We start from the raw sequence: 16,204 nt of genomic DNA, 5'->3' as shown, positions 1-16,204 counted from the left end.
TGGTTTCCTTAGCGGCACTCGGCTGATAGCTGGCTCAGCATCTGGTTCTGGCTTTCCGGCGACAGGCTATAGTCGGCTTCGCAGCTGGCGTTCGGGCCTTCACCCCATTTCGCCTGCACTTTGCCGACCAGCGGCATCCCGCTCAGATAAACCTGGCCGTTGTCGGCGACGATGCTGCTGCCCTGGTTGCTGTCCGAGGTGACCAGCGCGCCGAAGGGGACCGGTTTGCCGTTATAGATAAGCGACATCAGTAGCTTGAGCCCGACATGAGCTTTAAATTCAGCGCGGACAATCGCCCCGTGGGTCGGGACCACGCTGGCCACCGCATCGTCCAGATCGACGTTATCGGCGAGGCTGTTGGTATTCAGCGCCACCCGGTTTTCCCGGTATTCGGTGGCGTAAGGCAGTACGGCGTAACCGCGCCAGTCGGTCTGAACTCCGGTCTGGTTTTCCACTTTCACATTGTCGGCGCCGGGGGCCTTAATCAGCACCACGGTGTCGTTCATTGGCTGGCTCAGGGTGACGCCATCGGCGTGGGCCAGTACGCCGCCGCTCAGACCGTAATAAAGCTGCTTGATGCCGTCGCTGCGGCTATAGCCGATGTTGGCATTGCCATAGCCGCCGCGGTAGTTCAGCGCGGTGTAACCGGTCGCGCCGCTGTTGCCTTCGCCGCCGCCCGCGTAGCCGGTCTGCACGCTGTAGCTCAGGTTGTTATCTTCCAGCAGCGTGCCGTACAGGCCTGCGAGGCTGGTGGTTCGACCATTCAGATCGTTAGACATGCTGTAGCTGGCGCTGGCGTGTCGCCAGGCGGATTTGCTGTCCGAGCGCATCCAGTGGCTGAACGGAATATTGACGTTAACCGCCAGCATCTGATCGCGCCCCTGCTGCCATGCGTTTTTGGTCAGGCTGTAGCTCAGCGTCCAGTTAATATCGTCGACGGCGGCGTTCAGTCCGGCCTGTAGCTGCTGATCGGCCTTGCCGGTGCCCCAGTAGGTTTGATGGCTACCGCTCAGATAGAGGGTGGCGGTACGACCCAATTGTTGGGTGACGCTGAGCTGTACCTTGCCGCGCTTGTTGTAAGCGAGGTTGTAGTAGTCGGTGAACTTCGGTTTCACTTCAACCACGCCATCCTGCGTTTCGACGTTGTAGCCGCTCATCCTGTTGTAGGTGGTATCGGCGAAGCTGAAATAGCCGCGCGTGGAGTAGCGATACCCCACCAGCTGGATATTGGTGCCGGTATCCGTGAGCGATTTGTTATACAGAAAGCGGATTGATTGCCCCTGATGATCGCTGTCATCGGGCAGGGTGGCGTTGGCCTGGGTGATATCCAGCGACAGGGCGCCCAGTTCTCCCATGTTTTTCCCCACTCCGAGGTTAAAGGCGCGATAGCGGTCCGCCAGCTGGGTGCCGCCGTACAGCGTCCAGCCAGCCGGAAGCCCGTGCAGTAGGGTGCCCTGGAAGAATTTCGGTTTTTCCTGCTGGGTGCTGCCGCTGCGGTATTCACCGGTAGTGACGGCATAGCGGGTATGGCCTTCGCGCTGGAGCACCGGGACCGACGAGTAGGGGACGCTGATGACCTGGCTGCTGCCGTCGGCCTCTTTGATGGTCACCTGCAGATCGCCGCCGTTGCCTGCGGCATAGAGATCGTTAATAGTGAACGGACCAGGCGGTACCGTACTTTGGTAGATCTCATAGCCGTTCTGCTTCACCGAGACCTGGGCCGTGCCGCGGGCAATCCCGTGGATTACCGGGGCAAAGCCCTTCTGGCTATCCGGCAGCATGTTATCGTCGGACGCCAACTGCACGCCGCGGAAGTTAATGCCGTCGAAGACATCACCGTTGGTATAGCTGTCGCCAAGCGTCAGGCGCGAGCGCAGCAGCGTGATGTCACGCTCCAGCCAGGTGTTAACGTGCTGCCATTTGTTTTCACTGATCGACGAGCTACCGCTGCTGCTGTAGCTCCAGGTGGTGTTATCACGCAGGCGCCAGGCGCCCAGATTCAGGCCGCTTTGCAGGTTCAGGTAGGCGTAGTTGCTGCTGCCGCCCACGTCGTTGTGGACGTTGTTGCCGGTGAAATTGTAGTTCAGTAACCCGGCGTTAATCCCATGGTCCCAGAGTTCAGGCGGAATATAGCCGCGGGCGCGGTTGCCCATAAATGCCTGGGGAACGGTTATCCAGAGCCGCTGCTGCCCGGCATCAAAGCGGGTAGTGGCGTCTTTTATCATCTCGGTCAACGGCACGCAGGCGTCCGCTGCCAGTACGTCGATTCCGGCAATTGCTGAAGTATTCACGCCCATGCTGGCAAGCTGCCCACGCGTCAGGCAGGGGGCCAGCTCGTGGCTTTTTTCGTCGACATTAAAGGTGACATCGCGGGTGGTCATATACCCGTCATTCAGATAGATATCTGCGCGATAGGTACCTGGCGGCAACTCCTGGCCTTTTTCAAAACCTGAAAGATCCGCTACGGCCGCGGGATCGTCCGCCAGAAAACGCGGGTTAAAATAGAGTTCCGCCTGTGCATAAAAGGCTGGTGAGGCGAGTAAAAAGGCAAGAGGGATCTGCGCGAATATGCGCGCCGATCCTGGAGCAATGCGCCGGGTATCCAAACGGTCGAGTCCATATTTCAGATGTGACATAGTCCCTCCGGTCCAAAGTCGCCCGGCAATCGGTATATTTTTAGTTCAGGGGGGAGAGCGCGGCTCCCCGTTCAGTTACTGCATAGCGCCTTTCATACGCGGAGTCAGTGCGCCGTAGTCGTTGATCGTCCGATAGGTAATTTCGCTACCTGCATCGGAGGGTAACTGGACGGTGGTTTCGCCCATCGGCGGGACCAGCGCATTTTTCAGAATGCGGGTTCCGGCATTGAGCTCGGTAACCGTCTGAAAATAAGGCGTCGGATTAATCAGCGTGAGCGAGCCCGCGCTGCGACGAAACTTCAGCTTTTCCGGAGCCTGATCCGGCGGCAGCGCCAGCTTTGCCGGGCGATAATAGAGCTTGATGCGGCTGATAATCGCCAGCTGCAGGGTGTTGTCGCTGAGTTTCGATTTGTCCATCGACGGGATCGCTTTGACGTTCATCCAGAACAGGGTTTCCCGGTCCTGTGGCAGCTGGTTATTGGTGGCATCAAGGATGCGCAGGGTGTTCTCTTTTTTCCCCTGCATGGCAAACAGCGGCGGAGTGATAACAAAACGTCCGTCTTTCACGCCATCGGCATTTTCTACCCAGGACTGGATCAGATAGGTGTTCTCGTCGTTATTGGTCACAGCCAACTGAACTTGCTTCTGCCCGGACGGATAAATGACGCGAGTTGCACCCAGCGCGACCCCAGCTTGCGCCTGCGCGGCGAAACCGGTGGTGGCGATCAGTAAAAGTCCTGCCAGTAAACCGCGCATCCCGCGCATAGCACCCAGTGTATTTTTCATGCTTACCTCTTTCTTACTCACTGTTATTTCCTGTTACCGGTACTGATTACTGGTAGGTCAGGGAGAACCAGGCCTGAGCATTTGCTGCTCCTCCGGTGACCTGATTCCCGGTGGAACGATATTTGGCGACAAAATGCAGGGTAGTTGGACCCGTGTGCAGTTGTGTCCATGATGCTGGTGGCGCATTGAGTGGGATCAGATTGCCTGTTTTATCAAACAGGGCCACGCCAATGCCGGTGGCGATCCCCGGTCCTTCGCCCACCGAGAGCACGTCCGGGTTTTTACCGTCCGCGACGCCGTGAAATGCCACGCCAACGCGCTGGCTCACGGCGGTACTGCATTCCTGCAGGTGAATATCGAAGGGGACGGGATTGGTATCCTCGCCCGCAGAATGAAACCGATTGCTGCTGATTTGCCCCATCTTGACCGTCATCTGCCGATCGCCCGCTTCAACGCGGCATGACTCGGCAATGACAAGCCCCTGGAAACGCATGCCTCCACCGGGCAGCATGATGTCCCATTGGTTACCGGCCAGCGCCAGCGGTGGGAGCAAAAATATCAACAGACCTGACTTCATCCTTTGCATCGTTATCACCCCAGTCTTAATTCGGATAACGGGCCATCCTGGCCCGATGTGCTTCCCTGCCTGATGAAGAAATTACTCGTACTGCACTTTAAAGGTGGCGTCAGCGTTAGCAGTACCCGCTGTGGCTGCACCTGTCGCGAAGTAGCGAGCCTGGAACGGGATGACGTTGGTGCCATCGTTCAGAGTGGTTTGCGCGCCGAAGGTTGCGCCATCCAGCGCCAGTGGAACACCGGTACGGTCAAGGATCTGCACGCCGACGTTAGTCGCGCCGCCCGCAGCGGAGTTCTGCAGTGCCAGTACGGTTGGGTTGGTGCTGTCAATCGCCGTGCCGGTGAAAGCGATAGCCGCTTTTTCGGAAACGGTGGTGTCACAATCATTCAGCTGGATGTTAAAGCCGACTGCAGAGCTGGTGCTGCCCGCGGTAGCGAGACGTGCTGAACGAACCTGGCCTAACTGAACGGTCTGGTCGATAGAACCGGCATCAACTGCACAGGCTGCGTTAACCACTTCACCTTTGAAATGCACCGTACCGCCGTTCACCGTGGCATCCGCTGCCAGGGCCGCTGCAGAGCTCAGGGACAATGCTGAAATAACGATGAGTGCTAATTTGTTCATGGTAAATCTCCTGTTGATTAAATAATCCTGAAGCGGTGCTTCACTTAAAAAAACATTTGTTGTTAAAAAATAATTTTTGAAACGTAATCCTATTTCTGCAACCCAGTTTATTCATCAGGTTGCGGCGATGCGTATAAATAGTCTTAAGTTTCACGCCAAATTCTTCTGCTATTTCCTGGTTGCTTTCCCCTCTGCTTAACATACTTAATATCTGCTTTTCGCGCAGACTCAGATGGAATTTAGTATGATAGTTTCCCGACATCTCTTTCTTTAAGAAGAAATTCAGGATGCTCTTGGTGTTACTCTTTTTGTCTAAATAGATGCGCGGAATAGTAGATCACTGAAAGGGAACTCAGCCCGGATTGTGCGATCTGATCAATCGCCAAACCAACCAAAACCACCAACCGGACTGAGCGATGCCGATCATAGCACCAATACCCCGTGGCGAACGACGCCTGATGCAGAAAGCTATTCATAAAACGCGCGATAAAAATCATGCCCGCAGACTCACGGCCATGCTGATGCTTCATCGGGGTGAACGGGTCAGCGATGTTGCCAGAACTCTCTGTTGTGCTCGTTCATCCGTTGGTCGCTGGATTAACTGGTTTACGCACTCAGGTATTGAAGGCCTGAAATCCTTACCCGCAGGGCGCTCCCGACGCTGGCCTTTTGAACATATCTGCACCCTGTTACGTGAGCTGATAAAGCATTCTCCCGGCGATTTTGGTTATCAACGTTCACGCTGGAGCACCGAATTACTGGCATTAAAAATCAATGAGATAACCGGTTGCCAGTTACATGCAGGAACCGTTCGCCGCTGGTTGCCATCTGCGGGGCTTGTATGGCGCAGGGCCGCGCCAACTCTGCGTATCCGTGACCCACATAAAGATGAAAAGATGGCGGTAATCCACAAAGCGCTGGATGAATGCAGCGCAGAGCATCCGGTATTTTATGAAGATGAAGTGGATATCCACCTTAATCCTAAAATCGGTGCGGACTGGCAGTTGCGCGGACAGCAGAAACGGGTAGTGACGCCGGGGCAGAACGAAAAATACTATCTGGCCGGCGCACTGCACAGTGGCACGGGTAAAGTCAGCTACGTGGGCGGCAACAGCAAAAGTTCAGCGCTGTTTATCGCTCTGCTGAAGCACCTGAAAGCCACTTACCGGCGGGCGAAAACAATCACGCTGATCGTTGATAACTACATTATCCATAAAAGCCGCGAAACACAGCGCTGGTTGAAAGCAAATCCCAAGTTCAGGGTAATTTACCAGCCGGTTTACTCGCCGTGGGTGAATCATGTGGAACGGCTATGGCAGGCACTTCATGACACGATAACCCGTAATCATCAGTGCCGCTCAATGTGGCAGTTACTGAAAAAGGTCCGCCATTTTATGGAAACCGCCAGCCCATTCCCCGGAGGAAAACATGGTCAGGCAAAAGTGTAGCGGTATTAGGCGCAGCTATTTAGTACTGTTATTTTTTCAAACAGCTCCGACTTATAAAAGGCTAAGTCGCTGGATGCAAAGGCAACTATGTTCTTATTCGTAAAATAAACCCACTCCGAGCCTGAAAGATCGTTGGAGTCCAGGTCTATAATCAAAAAGAAATTGTCAATAAACTCTACCCCAAGCAGTTCAATAAGGCCCCGGGTAAAATATTTATCCTTAGATAAAATATTAGTTGATAGATTCATATCTGAACGCAATCTCATCCTTGGGTTGACCTTTAACTCATCGTTATTAAAACCATTCAGCGAATTAGGAGTAATCTACCATCGCATATCGTTATGAGACACGCAGCTGATAAGTTAAAGGATTTAATAGCTATTAAACACACAGGTTGCAGGGTCATATGTTGCCAAACTGGCTGCCTGGTGGTTTAAAATTTCAAATTTCAATGTCCGTAACGACTTTTATATAAATAAAATGATAGGATTTAGTTATCATTTTACGTAAAACAATAGGCGTACTCTTTATATTGGAATTTTCTTAGGGAATATTCTTCCCTGATTTCCAGTGTTTCTTATCATTAGTACGCTAAAAGCATATTTTTGTTCTTTTATACTCATATAAAATATCTGCATATTCCGCTCCGGGTATCTAATCCTGAAGAGGAAATACCACCATAGATGCTATGTTTTTCCATGCAATTAATTACATGGCGTTATTATTTTATGCTTATGTATTTGTCTCTTAATCTCTACCGCAGCATCAGGTTTCTTTATCTCTGCTTACCGCAGCGTGGCCATGTTGTCTCCAGTGGAAGGTAAGCTCCGATGAGTCAGGCAGCCCCCTTGTTTCGATGGGGACAATAATACCATTGAATTTTTCATTGGTTATATGTATTTTGTTTTTTCGATTTTTAGATGTTATAATCTAATTTATAAGAAAATTATAATGGAATTCAGCATAAGATGCTGTTTGTGCCAAATCTATGCGGATTGTGTGCGTCTGAGGATTATTTGAAAGGCTAGTATATGATCTACAAAATTCAAGGTACGATTCATTTCAGGAGTGATGACGGGCTGGTATGGCTCGATGATGACTCTAACGTCACGCTAACAGCCACAACAAGTCGCCTGCTTAAATTCCTTTTAGACCATAGAGAGCGTGTGGTTTATCGGGATGAGATCCTTGAAAAAGTCTGGGATGCGCATGGGCTACGGACTTCCAGCCATAGTCTCAATAAGTATATTTCGGACCTGAGAGCCGTATTCAGGAATATGGGGTGCACTGAAGAGGTTATCGTTACCGTGCCCAAAATTGGGTTCAGGGTATCTGAAAGCATTGCGATAGAGATAATTGACCGCCCAGAAAACGATGCCCGCAGTCTAAATGGCGTTGGAAGTCATATTGAAAGAGACGTTGAAGAGAGTCGTGAAAGCAAAGCCGGCAATCAACAAAATAGATCATCAAGCTCTGTTATCAAGAACGTCTCTTATGCATGTCTTGCGCTGCTCACTTTAACGCTGCTGTTTGTGGGCTTCAAAAATGATTTCTTTCATCTGCATTTTTGGGCTGAGAAGGATGATATCTATTATTTAGGTGATATCGATACTTGCCCGGTTCGGAGTTTTAGGGAAGGTGCGAACAAGTCCCTGATATGAGATCATGTTTGTCATCTGGAGCCATGGAACAGGGTTCATCATGAGTCATCAACTTACCTTCGCCGACAGTGAATTCAGCAGTAAGCGCCGTCAGACCAGAAAAGAGATTTTCTTGTCCCGTATGGAGCAGATTCTGCCATGGCAAAACATGGTGGAAGTCATCGAGCCGTTTTACCCCAAGGCTGGTAATGGCCGGCGACCTTATCCGCTGGAAACCATGCTACGCATTCACTGCATGCAGCATTGGTACAACCTGAGCGATGGCGCGATGGAAGATGCTCTGTACGAAATCGCCTCCATGCGTCGGTTTGCCCGGTTATCCCTGGATAGCGCCTTGCCTGACCGCACCACCATCATGAATTTCCGCCACCTGCTGGAGCAGCATCAACTGGCCCGCCAATTGTTCAAGACCATCAATCGCTGGCTGGCCGAAGCAGGCGTCATGATGACTCAAGGCACCTTGGTCGATGCCACCATCATTGAGGCACCCAGCTCGACCAAGAACAAAGAGCAGCAACGCGATCCGGAGATGCATCAGACCAAGAAAGGCAATCAGTGGCACTTTGGCATGAAGGCCCACATTGGTGTCGATGCCAAGAGTGGCCTGACCCACAGCCTAGTCACCACCGCGGCCAACGAGCATGACCTCAATCAGCTGGGTAATCTGCTGCATGGAGAGGAGCAATTTGTCTCAGCCGATGCCGGCTACCAAGGGGCGCCACAGCGCGAGGAGCTGGCCGAGGTGGATGTGGACTGGCTGATCGCCGAGCGCCCCGGCAAGGTAAGAACCTTGAAACAGCATCCACGCAAGAACAAAACGGCCATCAACATCGAATACATGAAAGCCAGCATCCGGGCCAAGGTGGAGCACCCATTTCGCATCATCAAGCGACAGTTCGGCTTCGTGAAAGCCAGATACAAGGGGTTGCTGAAAAACGATAACCAACTGGCGATGTTATTCACGCTGGCCAACCTGTTTCGGGCGGACCAAATGATACGTCAGTGGGAGAGATCTCACTAAAAACTGGGGATAACGCCTTAAATGGCGAAGAAACGGTCTAAATAGGCTGATTCAAGGCATTTACGGGAGAAAAAATCGGCTCAAACATGAAGAAATGAAATGACTGAGTCAGCCGAGAAGAATTTCCCCGCTTATTCGCACCTTCCTTAGCTCAGTTCCGGTGGAACATAGAAAACAGCTTATTGATCTGGCCCGGCAGCTTATCGTAAAAGAGGGGATGCGCTGCTTAGATAACAGTGTTTTTTACTTTAGCGTCTCAGAGTCAGTATTAAAAGGGAATGAGGGAAGGGGATTTTTAGCTCACTGCATATATTCAAATACAAAAAAGGACAACTTTTACTCATGTGAGAACTATTACAGGGCAGATTATGCAATTACTAAGTAAACTCCCAAGAGCGAATGTTTACATTGCCTCTTTCATCCTCTGTATCATTTTGGCTTTTGGCCTGTTGATGTACTCATACCATCATAAGAGTGGTTTTGATTGCTCGGCCAATATGCGAATTGAATCAGGTTCATCCGGCTTTGATGCAAGCTTTAAGACTTTCTTGCTTATGCGGGGAAATCATTCTGGATACTTTGATGTGTCTGGCAAGGTGATGATCAACGATGTGAGATACACCGTTGAAAGGTCATATCATTTTGATTATGAAGTGAAAGAAAATAATATTTACCACCTGGTCAAAACCTCCCTCTCAAAGAGAGACGCGGACAACATGATTGAAGGGGTGATGCAGAAGGTCTTCTTTAGCCCTGATCCAGATTCCGGACGGTATATCAAAATCCAGAAAATGAAAAATACCTACGTGGTGCAAAACCTGTATTCACCGTCGTTTATATGCGTATCTAATTGATATATTTTACTTATATTCCTCTGCTGGTACTGAAGAACGTGCTATGGAGACTGGAAGGTTGGCATTGCTACAGCCCACTCTTTTAGAGCCTATACCTCCCCATCTTGTTGAAAGCCTGACTGTTGACACATTTCCTGTCAGTTCTCCGCGTTTTGATCCTGAATGCACGGATCTTTGCCGCTACTGTATTGCCTTGACGCAGATGCTGGCAGGGCGGGGATTCTCCTCAGAAGTGGAGAAATGCCTTAGTTGGCTGCTGTACGACCTGATTAACTATTTTGCTGCACAAATGAAAGCGCCTCGCTGGTTGCGTACAGTTGAAGGCGTGAAGTTTATTGATGGTATCGAGAGCAAAGCATGATACGGCCCTGATTGGTTCTCGTGATATCGCGAATATTTCGGCGCAGCTCACATCCGGAAGCTGCGCCGCATTTTGTTTATCTGATTCGCCATAATCCTTTGAAACGCAAAAACAGTTTTCTATTATCAGGCTTCGTTACGCTAAGGAAATCACCCGCAATGGAATTGACTAAAAACTATGCATTACCAACCCCTGATGTTATATTTAAATATAATATTTGGAGGTATTCTATGTACATTACCCGCCTAAAAAAGGTTGGCGGATCCGTCATGCTGGCGGTTCCACCTGCCGTGCTGAAAACGCTGGCGCTGTCGGCGGACAGCGAAGTGGGCATGACCATTGATAATGGCCGCCTGATTATTGAACCCCAGAAACGGCCTCGATATTCTCTGGAAGAACTGCTGGCACAGTGCGATCCGCACGCCGAAATGGGCGAAGAGGATCGGGAATGGCTTGATGCGTCTGCGGTGGGTAAGGAGATCCTGTAAATGGACAGAGGGGAAATCTGGCTCGTCTCACTGGATCCGATTGCCGGACATGAACAAAGCGGGAGGCGTCCAGTGTTGATCGTATCGAAGGCATCGTTTAATCAATTCACCCGGCTACCTGTAGTTGTACCCGTCACCAGCGGCGGAGATTTTGCCCGTACAGCGGGTTTTGCCGTACCGCTTGACGGGGCAGGAACGAAAACAACGGGCATCATTCGCTGTGACCAGCCCAGAACCATTGATATGGAAGCCCGGAACGGCAAGCGTCTGGAGCGAATACCTGAAGCTATCGTGAATGAAGTGCTGGCCAGGCTGGAAGCCATTCTGAGCTGATGTTTTTGAAGTGACAGATAGATACAGAAAAGCAAAAAGCCTGCTTAGTTTCCTAAGCAGGCTTCTTAAATATGGCTCCTCTGACTGGACTCGAACCAGTGACATACGGATTAACAGTCCGCCGTTCTACCGACTGAACTACAGAGGAATCGTGTGAACGGGGCGCATAGTAACGATGACCACCCACCTTGTCAAAGCCTGAATCGCCAAAGTCCGTTCGTTTGCTGACTATTTCAGCAATAAGCCCATTTTTGCCACTGTGCATGGCAATCTGCACTGTCGTAGTGCATTTATACCCCTAATGGGGCATATCGCAATCCGCTTACCGGGCAACAAAATCGTGGCTTGCTATCAGTATCCCTTATTACGCGGCTCACAGCGGCGTTTGCACCGGGTATAAAAAACTGGCAAGCAAATTGCAAAACCTTCTGTATCTAAACAGCCAGCGTTGGCACTGGTGTTCCTTACAGGAGGCAAAATGAACTTAAGACGACTGAAGTATTTTGTAAAAATCGTCGATATCGGCAGTCTGACCCAGGCCGCTGAAGTCTTGCACATCGCACAACCGGCGTTGAGTCAGCAGGTTGCGACCCTGGAAGGCGAACTGGATCAGCAACTGTTGATCCGTACCAAGCGCGGCGTCACACCGACCGAAGCGGGCAAGATCCTCTATACCCATGCCCGTACCATTCTACGCCAGTGTGAACAGGCTCAACTGGCGGTCAACAATGTCGGACAGACCCTGAGCGGTCAGGTGTCAATTGGCCTCGCTCCGGGAACGGCGGCTTCGGCAATTACCATGCCTCTGTTGCAGACGGTGCGCAACGAACTTCCGGAAGTGATGGTCTATTTGCAGGAAAGCAGCGGCACTATCCTCAATGACAAGCTGATTGAAGGGCAACTGGATATGGCGGTGCTCTACGAACGTTCTCCGGTCGCCGGGATCATCAGCCAGCCGTTGTTGAAAGAAGATCTTTACCTGGTCGGCACCCGAGACTGCCCGGGTCAAAGTATCGATCTGACCGCCGTCGCAGAGATGAATCTGTTCCTGCCGCGCGATTACAGTGCTGTGCGTGCGCGGGTCACTGAGGCCTTCACTCTACGTCGTCTCTCAGCAAAAATTATTGGTGAAATTGAATCAATCACCACCTTGACGGCGGCGATTGCCAGCGGAATGGGTGTGACCGTATTACCGGAGTCTGCTGCGCGTTCACTGTGTGGTGCGGCTAATGGCTGGATGGCGCGTATCAGTACGCCGTCAATGAGTCTCTCACTCTCATTGAATATGTCAGCGCGTGGTAGTTTGTCGCCGCAGGCACAGGCCGTGAAGGAGATTTTGATGTCGCTTGTGAGCCGTCCGTCGCTTGAAAACCGTGAATTGCTGTTAGTGAGTTAGTCTATACCCTAAATAATTCGAGTTGCTTAAAGGCGGCAAGGGAGTGAGTTCCCGGGAGCATAGATAACTATGTGACCGGGGTGAGCGAGCGCAGCCAACACATAAGCAACTTGAAGTATGACGGGTATATTCCTTAAAGGAATAAGTTGCTGGTTTTTATTATTTGTTAGCAAGGACAACAGACTTTAACAATAGAGCATATGTTATGTCTGATAGCCCGGAGGAAAGGGTGAATTTCCAGCAACTTAAAATTATTCGTGAAGCGGCCCGTCAGGATTACAACCTGACGGAGGTCGCCAATATGCTCTATACATCGCAATCGGGCGTCAGCCGTCATATTCGTGAACTGGAAGAAGAGCTGGGGATCGAGATCTTTATCCGCCGCGGTAAACGTCTGCTGGGGATGACGGAGCCGGGCAAGGCGCTGCTATCAATTGCTGAGCGTATTCTCAACGAAGCCAGCAACGTCCGTCGTCTGGCTGACCTGTTTACCAACGATGCGTCCGGCGTCTTAACCATCGCAACGACGCACACGCAGGCGCGCTATAGCCTGCCGCCGGTGATTAAAGCTTTTCGTGAACTCTTTTCTGACGTGCGTCTTGAGCTGGTTCAGGGGACACCGCAGGAAATTGAGACGCTGCTGCACAACGGCGGCGCGGATATCGGTATCGCCAGCGAGCGCTTGAGCAACGATCCTACGCTGGTGGCTTTCCCCTGGTTCCGTTGGCACCACAGCCTGCTGGTGCCAAAAGATCACCCGCTAACTCAGGTTACGCCCTTAACGCTGGAAGCTATTTCCCGCTGGCCGCTGATCACCTACCGTCAGGGAATTACCGGGCGCTCGCGTATTGATGAAGCCTTCAACCGTAAAGGCCTTGTGCCGGATATCGTGTTGAGCGCGCAGGACTCCGATGTGATTAAAACCTACGTTGAGCTCGGTCTCGGGGTAGGGCTGGTCGCAGAGCAGTCGGGCGATACCCGCGAGTCTGATACCTTTACCCGTCTGGAAACCCGCCATTTGTTTGATGCCAACACCGTCTGGTTAGGCCTCAAGCGCGGACAGCTGCAGCGTAACTACGTCTGGCGCTTTATCGAGCTGTGCAATGCGGGCCTGTCTCTGGATGAAATTAAACGCCAGGCGATGGAGCCGGAAGAGGCGGCGATCGATTATCAAATTTAGCTGGCTGATAATCAGGGTATGAGGTAGTAAACAAAGCTATAATTCATTCACGATTGTCGCCACAGAGGAAGGGAAATTGTGCGGCGTATGAAACTGCTTTGTTCTCTTATTATGATCCTCACCAGCCAGAGCGCTCTGGCGGTGAGCTACCCGTTACCGCCGGAAGGAAGCCGTCTGGTGGGCAGCCCGCTGACCATCACTGTTCCGCAAAGCAATACCCAGCCGCTGGAGGCGTTTGCCGCTCAGTACGGTCAGGGCCTGAGCAACATGCTTGAGGCCAACCCTGGCGTCGATGTGTTCCTGCCGAAATCGGGGTCCACGCTGGTGATACCACAGCAGGTTATTCTACCCGCCACGGTACGCAACGGCATTGTGATCAACGTTGCTGAAATGCGCCTCTATTACTACCCGCCCGATGGCGCAACGGTTGAAATTCTGCCGATTGGTATTGGCCAGGCAGGGCGAGAAACGCCGCGCAACTGGGTGACTACGGTCGAACGCAAGCAGGAAGCGCCGTCATGGACGCCGACTGCCAATACCCGTCGTGAATACGCCAGTCGAGGAGAAAGTTTGCCCGCGTTTGTTCCGGCTGGTCCGGATAACCCGATGGGGCTGTACGCAATTTATATCGGCAGGCTCTACGCCATTCACGGCACCAATGCCAATTTCGGTATTGGTCTGCGCGTGAGCCAGGGCTGCATCCGCCTGCGTAACGATGATATTAAATACCTGTTTGACACCGTGCCGGTGGGGACCCGCGTGCAAATAATCGATCAGCCGGTGAAATACACCACCGAACCGGATGGTAGCCGTTGGGTTGAAGTCCATGAGCCATTGTCGCGTAATCGCGCGGAATATGAATCCGACAGAAAGGTTCCGCTACCGACGACGACCGCTATTCAGGCTTTTGTGAAAGGTGAGGGGGTTGATATGAATCGCGCGGAGCAGGCGCTTGAGCGTCGTTCTGGTATGCCGGTGGAGATCGCGACGTCTTCTACCCATACCGGTAGTCATTTTTAACCTTTCCCAGAAGCTGAACTGAGTCAATAGTCTAAGGAAGGTGCGAACAAGTCCCTGATATGAGATCATGTTTGTCATCTGGAGCCATGGAACAGGGTTCATCATGAGTCATCAACTTACCTTCGCCGACAGTGAATTCAGCAGTAAGCGCCGTCAGACCAGAAAAGAGATTTTCTTGTCCCGTATGGAGCAGATTCTGCCATGGCAAAACATGGTGGAAGTCATCGAGCCGTTTTACCCCAAGGCTGGTAATGGCCGGCGACCTTATCCGCTGGAAACCATGCTACGCATTCACTGCATGCAGCATTGGTACAACCTGAGCGATGGCGCGATGGAAGATGCTCTGTACGAAATCGCCTCCATGCGTCGGTTTGCCCGGTTATCCCTGGATAGCGCCTTGCCTGACCGCACCACCATCATGAATTTCCGCCACCTGCTGGAGCAGCATCAACTGGCCCGCCAATTGTTCAAGACCATCAATCGCTGGCTGGCCGAAGCAGGCGTCATGATGACTCAAGGCACCTTGGTCGATGCCACCATCATTGAGGCACCCAGCTCGACCAAGAACAAAGAGCAGCAACGCGATCCGGAGATGCATCAGACCAAGAAAGGCAATCAGTGGCACTTTGGCATGAAGGCCCACATTGGTGTCGATGCCAAGAGTGGCCTGACCCACAGCCTAGTCACCACCGCGGCCAACGAGCATGACCTCAATCAGCTGGGTAATCTGCTGCATGGAGAGGAGCAATTTGTCTCAGCCGATGCCGGCTACCAAGGGGCGCCACAGCGCGAGGAGCTGGCCGAGGTGGATGTGGACTGGCTGATCGCCGAGCGCCCCGGCAAGGTAAGAACCTTGAAACAGCATCCACGCAAGAACAAAACGGCCATCAACATCGAATACATGAAAGCCAGCATCCGGGCCAAGGTGGAGCACCCATTTCGCATCATCAAGCGACAGTTCGGCTTCGTGAAAGCCAGATACAAGGGGTTGCTGAAAAACGATAACCAACTGGCGATGTTATTCACGCTGGCCAACCTGTTTCGGGCGGACCAAATGATACGTCAGTGGGAGAGATCTCACTAAAAACTGGGGATAACGCCTTAAATGGCGAAGAAACGGTCTAAATAGGCTGATTCAAGGCATTTACGGGAGAAAAAATCGGCTCAAACATGAAGAAATGAAATGACTGAGTCAGCCGAGAAGAATTTCCCCGCTTATTCGCACCTTCCCTAAAGAAAGCGCCCTTTGTTGTTGGGCGCTATTGGCTGTCAGGGTGATTTACCTAACACGGTAGACCCTAAACCGCAATGTTCCCTCCCGCTGAACAAAACTCATCGTTTTTTGGGCGAAACCTGCAATTCAGGAAAATAAAATCTTAATCTCCTATAAATTTCATCCGCTTGTATTACCGCCCAGCTTCCGATTCGCGTCAATATTCTCGATCCGCTGGACGATCTGTCCGGACAACTTCACCCGGACGATGCCTACGCGTTGCAGTACGATAGTTCTCGCGGTAAGCCGGAGGCGTGGGTCATTCTGGATACGCCTGCTGATGGTCGTATCGCCTTTGGGCATTATGCCAAATCTCGGGAAGAGTTTAAGCAACTGAGCGAAAGCCACGCGTTCGATAAGCTGGTTCGTTATATCCCGGCCAAAAAAGACTGGTACCTGGATATTCCTGCCGGGACGCTGCACGCTATTGGCAAAGATGTTCTGACTTATAATATTTCGCGCAATGCGGACCTGACCTATCGCTTATTTGACTACCATCGCGGTGATGCTGCCAACTTACTGATTTAGTGTATGATGGTGTTTTTG

Annotated in this window: 15 protein-coding genes, 1 tRNA gene and 3 pseudogenes; 12 read left to right on the top strand and 7 right to left on the bottom strand. The window is 51.7% G+C overall.

What is annotated here, in order from left to right; all coding sequences use genetic code 11:
* Positions 1–8: 8 nt before the first annotated feature.
* The 5 genes and pseudogenes from HV127_RS25945 to HV127_RS25925 form a co-directional block, all read right to left on the bottom strand.
* Entirely contained in the window at positions 9–2,636 is a 2,628-nt protein-coding gene (locus tag HV127_RS25945; protein WP_182239757.1) for a fimbrial biogenesis usher protein, read from the bottom strand.
* A gap of 75 nt (positions 2,637–2,711) precedes the next feature.
* A complete protein-coding gene (locus tag HV127_RS25940) occupies positions 2,712–3,392 on the bottom strand; it encodes a fimbria/pilus periplasmic chaperone (protein WP_227016013.1) in 681 nt (226 codons plus the stop codon).
* A 76-nt stretch (positions 3,393–3,468) separates the two neighbouring features.
* A complete protein-coding gene (locus HV127_RS25935; RefSeq protein WP_130624362.1) occupies positions 3,469–4,008 on the bottom strand; it encodes a fimbrial protein in 540 nt (179 codons plus the stop codon).
* Positions 4,009–4,080: 72 nt separating this feature from the next.
* Positions 4,081–4,623, bottom strand: a complete 543-nt coding sequence (gene fimA / locus HV127_RS25930; protein WP_110275408.1) for a type 1 fimbrial major subunit FimA — start codon at positions 4,621–4,623, stop codon at positions 4,081–4,083.
* Positions 4,624–4,663: 40 nt separating this feature from the next.
* Positions 4,664–4,939, bottom strand: a pseudogene (locus HV127_RS25925) (helix-turn-helix transcriptional regulator); the annotation flags it as partial.
* A gap of 100 nt (positions 4,940–5,039) precedes the next feature.
* On the opposite strand from HV127_RS25925, the gene HV127_RS25920 reads away from it, so the two are divergent.
* Entirely contained in the window at positions 5,040–6,071 is a 1,032-nt protein-coding gene (locus HV127_RS25920; RefSeq protein ID WP_032425611.1) for an IS630-like element ISEc33 family transposase, read from the top strand.
* Between the two features lie 17 nt (positions 6,072–6,088).
* Here the strand turns inward: HV127_RS25920 and HV127_RS32115 are convergent.
* Positions 6,089–6,319: pseudogene (locus HV127_RS32115) on the bottom strand (LuxR family transcriptional regulator); the annotation flags it as partial.
* 783 nt (positions 6,320–7,102) lie between these two features.
* Here HV127_RS32115 and HV127_RS25915 point away from each other — a divergent pair.
* The 6 genes and pseudogenes from HV127_RS25915 (at position 7,103) to HV127_RS25890 (ending at position 10,789) form a co-directional block, all read left to right on the top strand.
* Entirely contained in the window at positions 7,103–7,732 is a 630-nt protein-coding gene (locus tag HV127_RS25915) for a winged helix-turn-helix domain-containing protein (RefSeq protein WP_182239752.1), read from the top strand.
* 40 nt (positions 7,733–7,772) lie between these two features.
* Entirely contained in the window at positions 7,773–8,753 is a 981-nt protein-coding gene (locus tag HV127_RS25910; RefSeq protein WP_042934497.1) for an IS5-like element IS5 family transposase, read from the top strand.
* Positions 8,754–9,121: 368 nt separating this feature from the next.
* Positions 9,122–9,607 carry a hypothetical protein gene (locus HV127_RS25905; RefSeq protein WP_182239750.1) on the top strand — a complete coding sequence of 162 codons (486 nt, stop codon included), beginning with the start codon at positions 9,122–9,124 and terminating at the stop codon, positions 9,605–9,607.
* Positions 9,608–9,671: 64 nt separating this feature from the next.
* Positions 9,672–9,968 (top strand): annotated as a pseudogene (locus tag HV127_RS25900) (hypothetical protein); the annotation flags it as partial.
* 230 nt (positions 9,969–10,198) lie between these two features.
* Positions 10,199–10,456: an antitoxin gene (locus tag HV127_RS25895; protein ID WP_182239748.1), complete on the top strand. Its 258-nt coding sequence runs from the start codon at positions 10,199–10,201 to the stop codon at positions 10,454–10,456.
* Positions 10,457–10,789, top strand: a complete 333-nt coding sequence (locus tag HV127_RS25890) for a type II toxin-antitoxin system PemK/MazF family toxin (RefSeq protein WP_182239746.1) — start codon at positions 10,457–10,459, stop codon at positions 10,787–10,789.
* Positions 10,790–10,861: 72 nt separating this feature from the next.
* Here HV127_RS25890 and HV127_RS25885 read toward each other — a convergent pair.
* Positions 10,862–10,937: transfer RNA gene (locus tag HV127_RS25885), tRNA-Asn, on the bottom strand.
* 330 nt (positions 10,938–11,267) lie between these two features.
* Between HV127_RS25885 and nac the strand changes: the two genes are divergently transcribed.
* The 5 genes from nac (at position 11,268) to HV127_RS25860 (ending at position 16,186) form a co-directional block, all read left to right on the top strand.
* Positions 11,268–12,185 carry a nitrogen assimilation transcriptional regulator NAC gene (gene nac / locus HV127_RS25880; RefSeq protein WP_110277387.1) on the top strand — a complete coding sequence of 306 codons (918 nt, stop codon included), beginning with the start codon at positions 11,268–11,270 and terminating at the stop codon, positions 12,183–12,185.
* 229 nt (positions 12,186–12,414) lie between these two features.
* On the top strand, positions 12,415–13,365 hold the full coding sequence (gene cbl, locus HV127_RS25875) for an HTH-type transcriptional regulator Cbl (RefSeq protein WP_182239744.1): 951 nt from the start codon (positions 12,415–12,417) through the stop codon (positions 13,363–13,365).
* Between the two features lie 75 nt (positions 13,366–13,440).
* The gene (gene ldtA / locus HV127_RS25870) at positions 13,441–14,385 is read left to right on the top strand and encodes a L,D-transpeptidase (RefSeq protein WP_182240840.1); all 945 of its coding nucleotides are present in this window, start codon (positions 13,441–13,443) and stop codon (positions 14,383–14,385) included.
* A gap of 103 nt (positions 14,386–14,488) precedes the next feature.
* Complete coding sequence (locus HV127_RS25865; protein ID WP_042934497.1) at positions 14,489–15,469, top strand: IS5-like element IS5 family transposase; 981 nt, start codon at positions 14,489–14,491, stop codon at positions 15,467–15,469.
* Between the two features lie 408 nt (positions 15,470–15,877).
* Positions 15,878–16,186: a hypothetical protein gene (locus tag HV127_RS25860; protein ID WP_220471433.1), complete on the top strand. Its 309-nt coding sequence runs from the start codon at positions 15,878–15,880 to the stop codon at positions 16,184–16,186.
* The last annotated feature ends 18 nt before the right edge of the window (positions 16,187–16,204 follow it).

This window comes from Klebsiella sp. RHBSTW-00215, assembly GCF_014103785.1.
GTDB lineage: Bacteria > Pseudomonadota > Gammaproteobacteria > Enterobacterales > Enterobacteriaceae > Klebsiella.
This window is presented reverse-complemented; position numbering and strand designations above follow the sequence as displayed.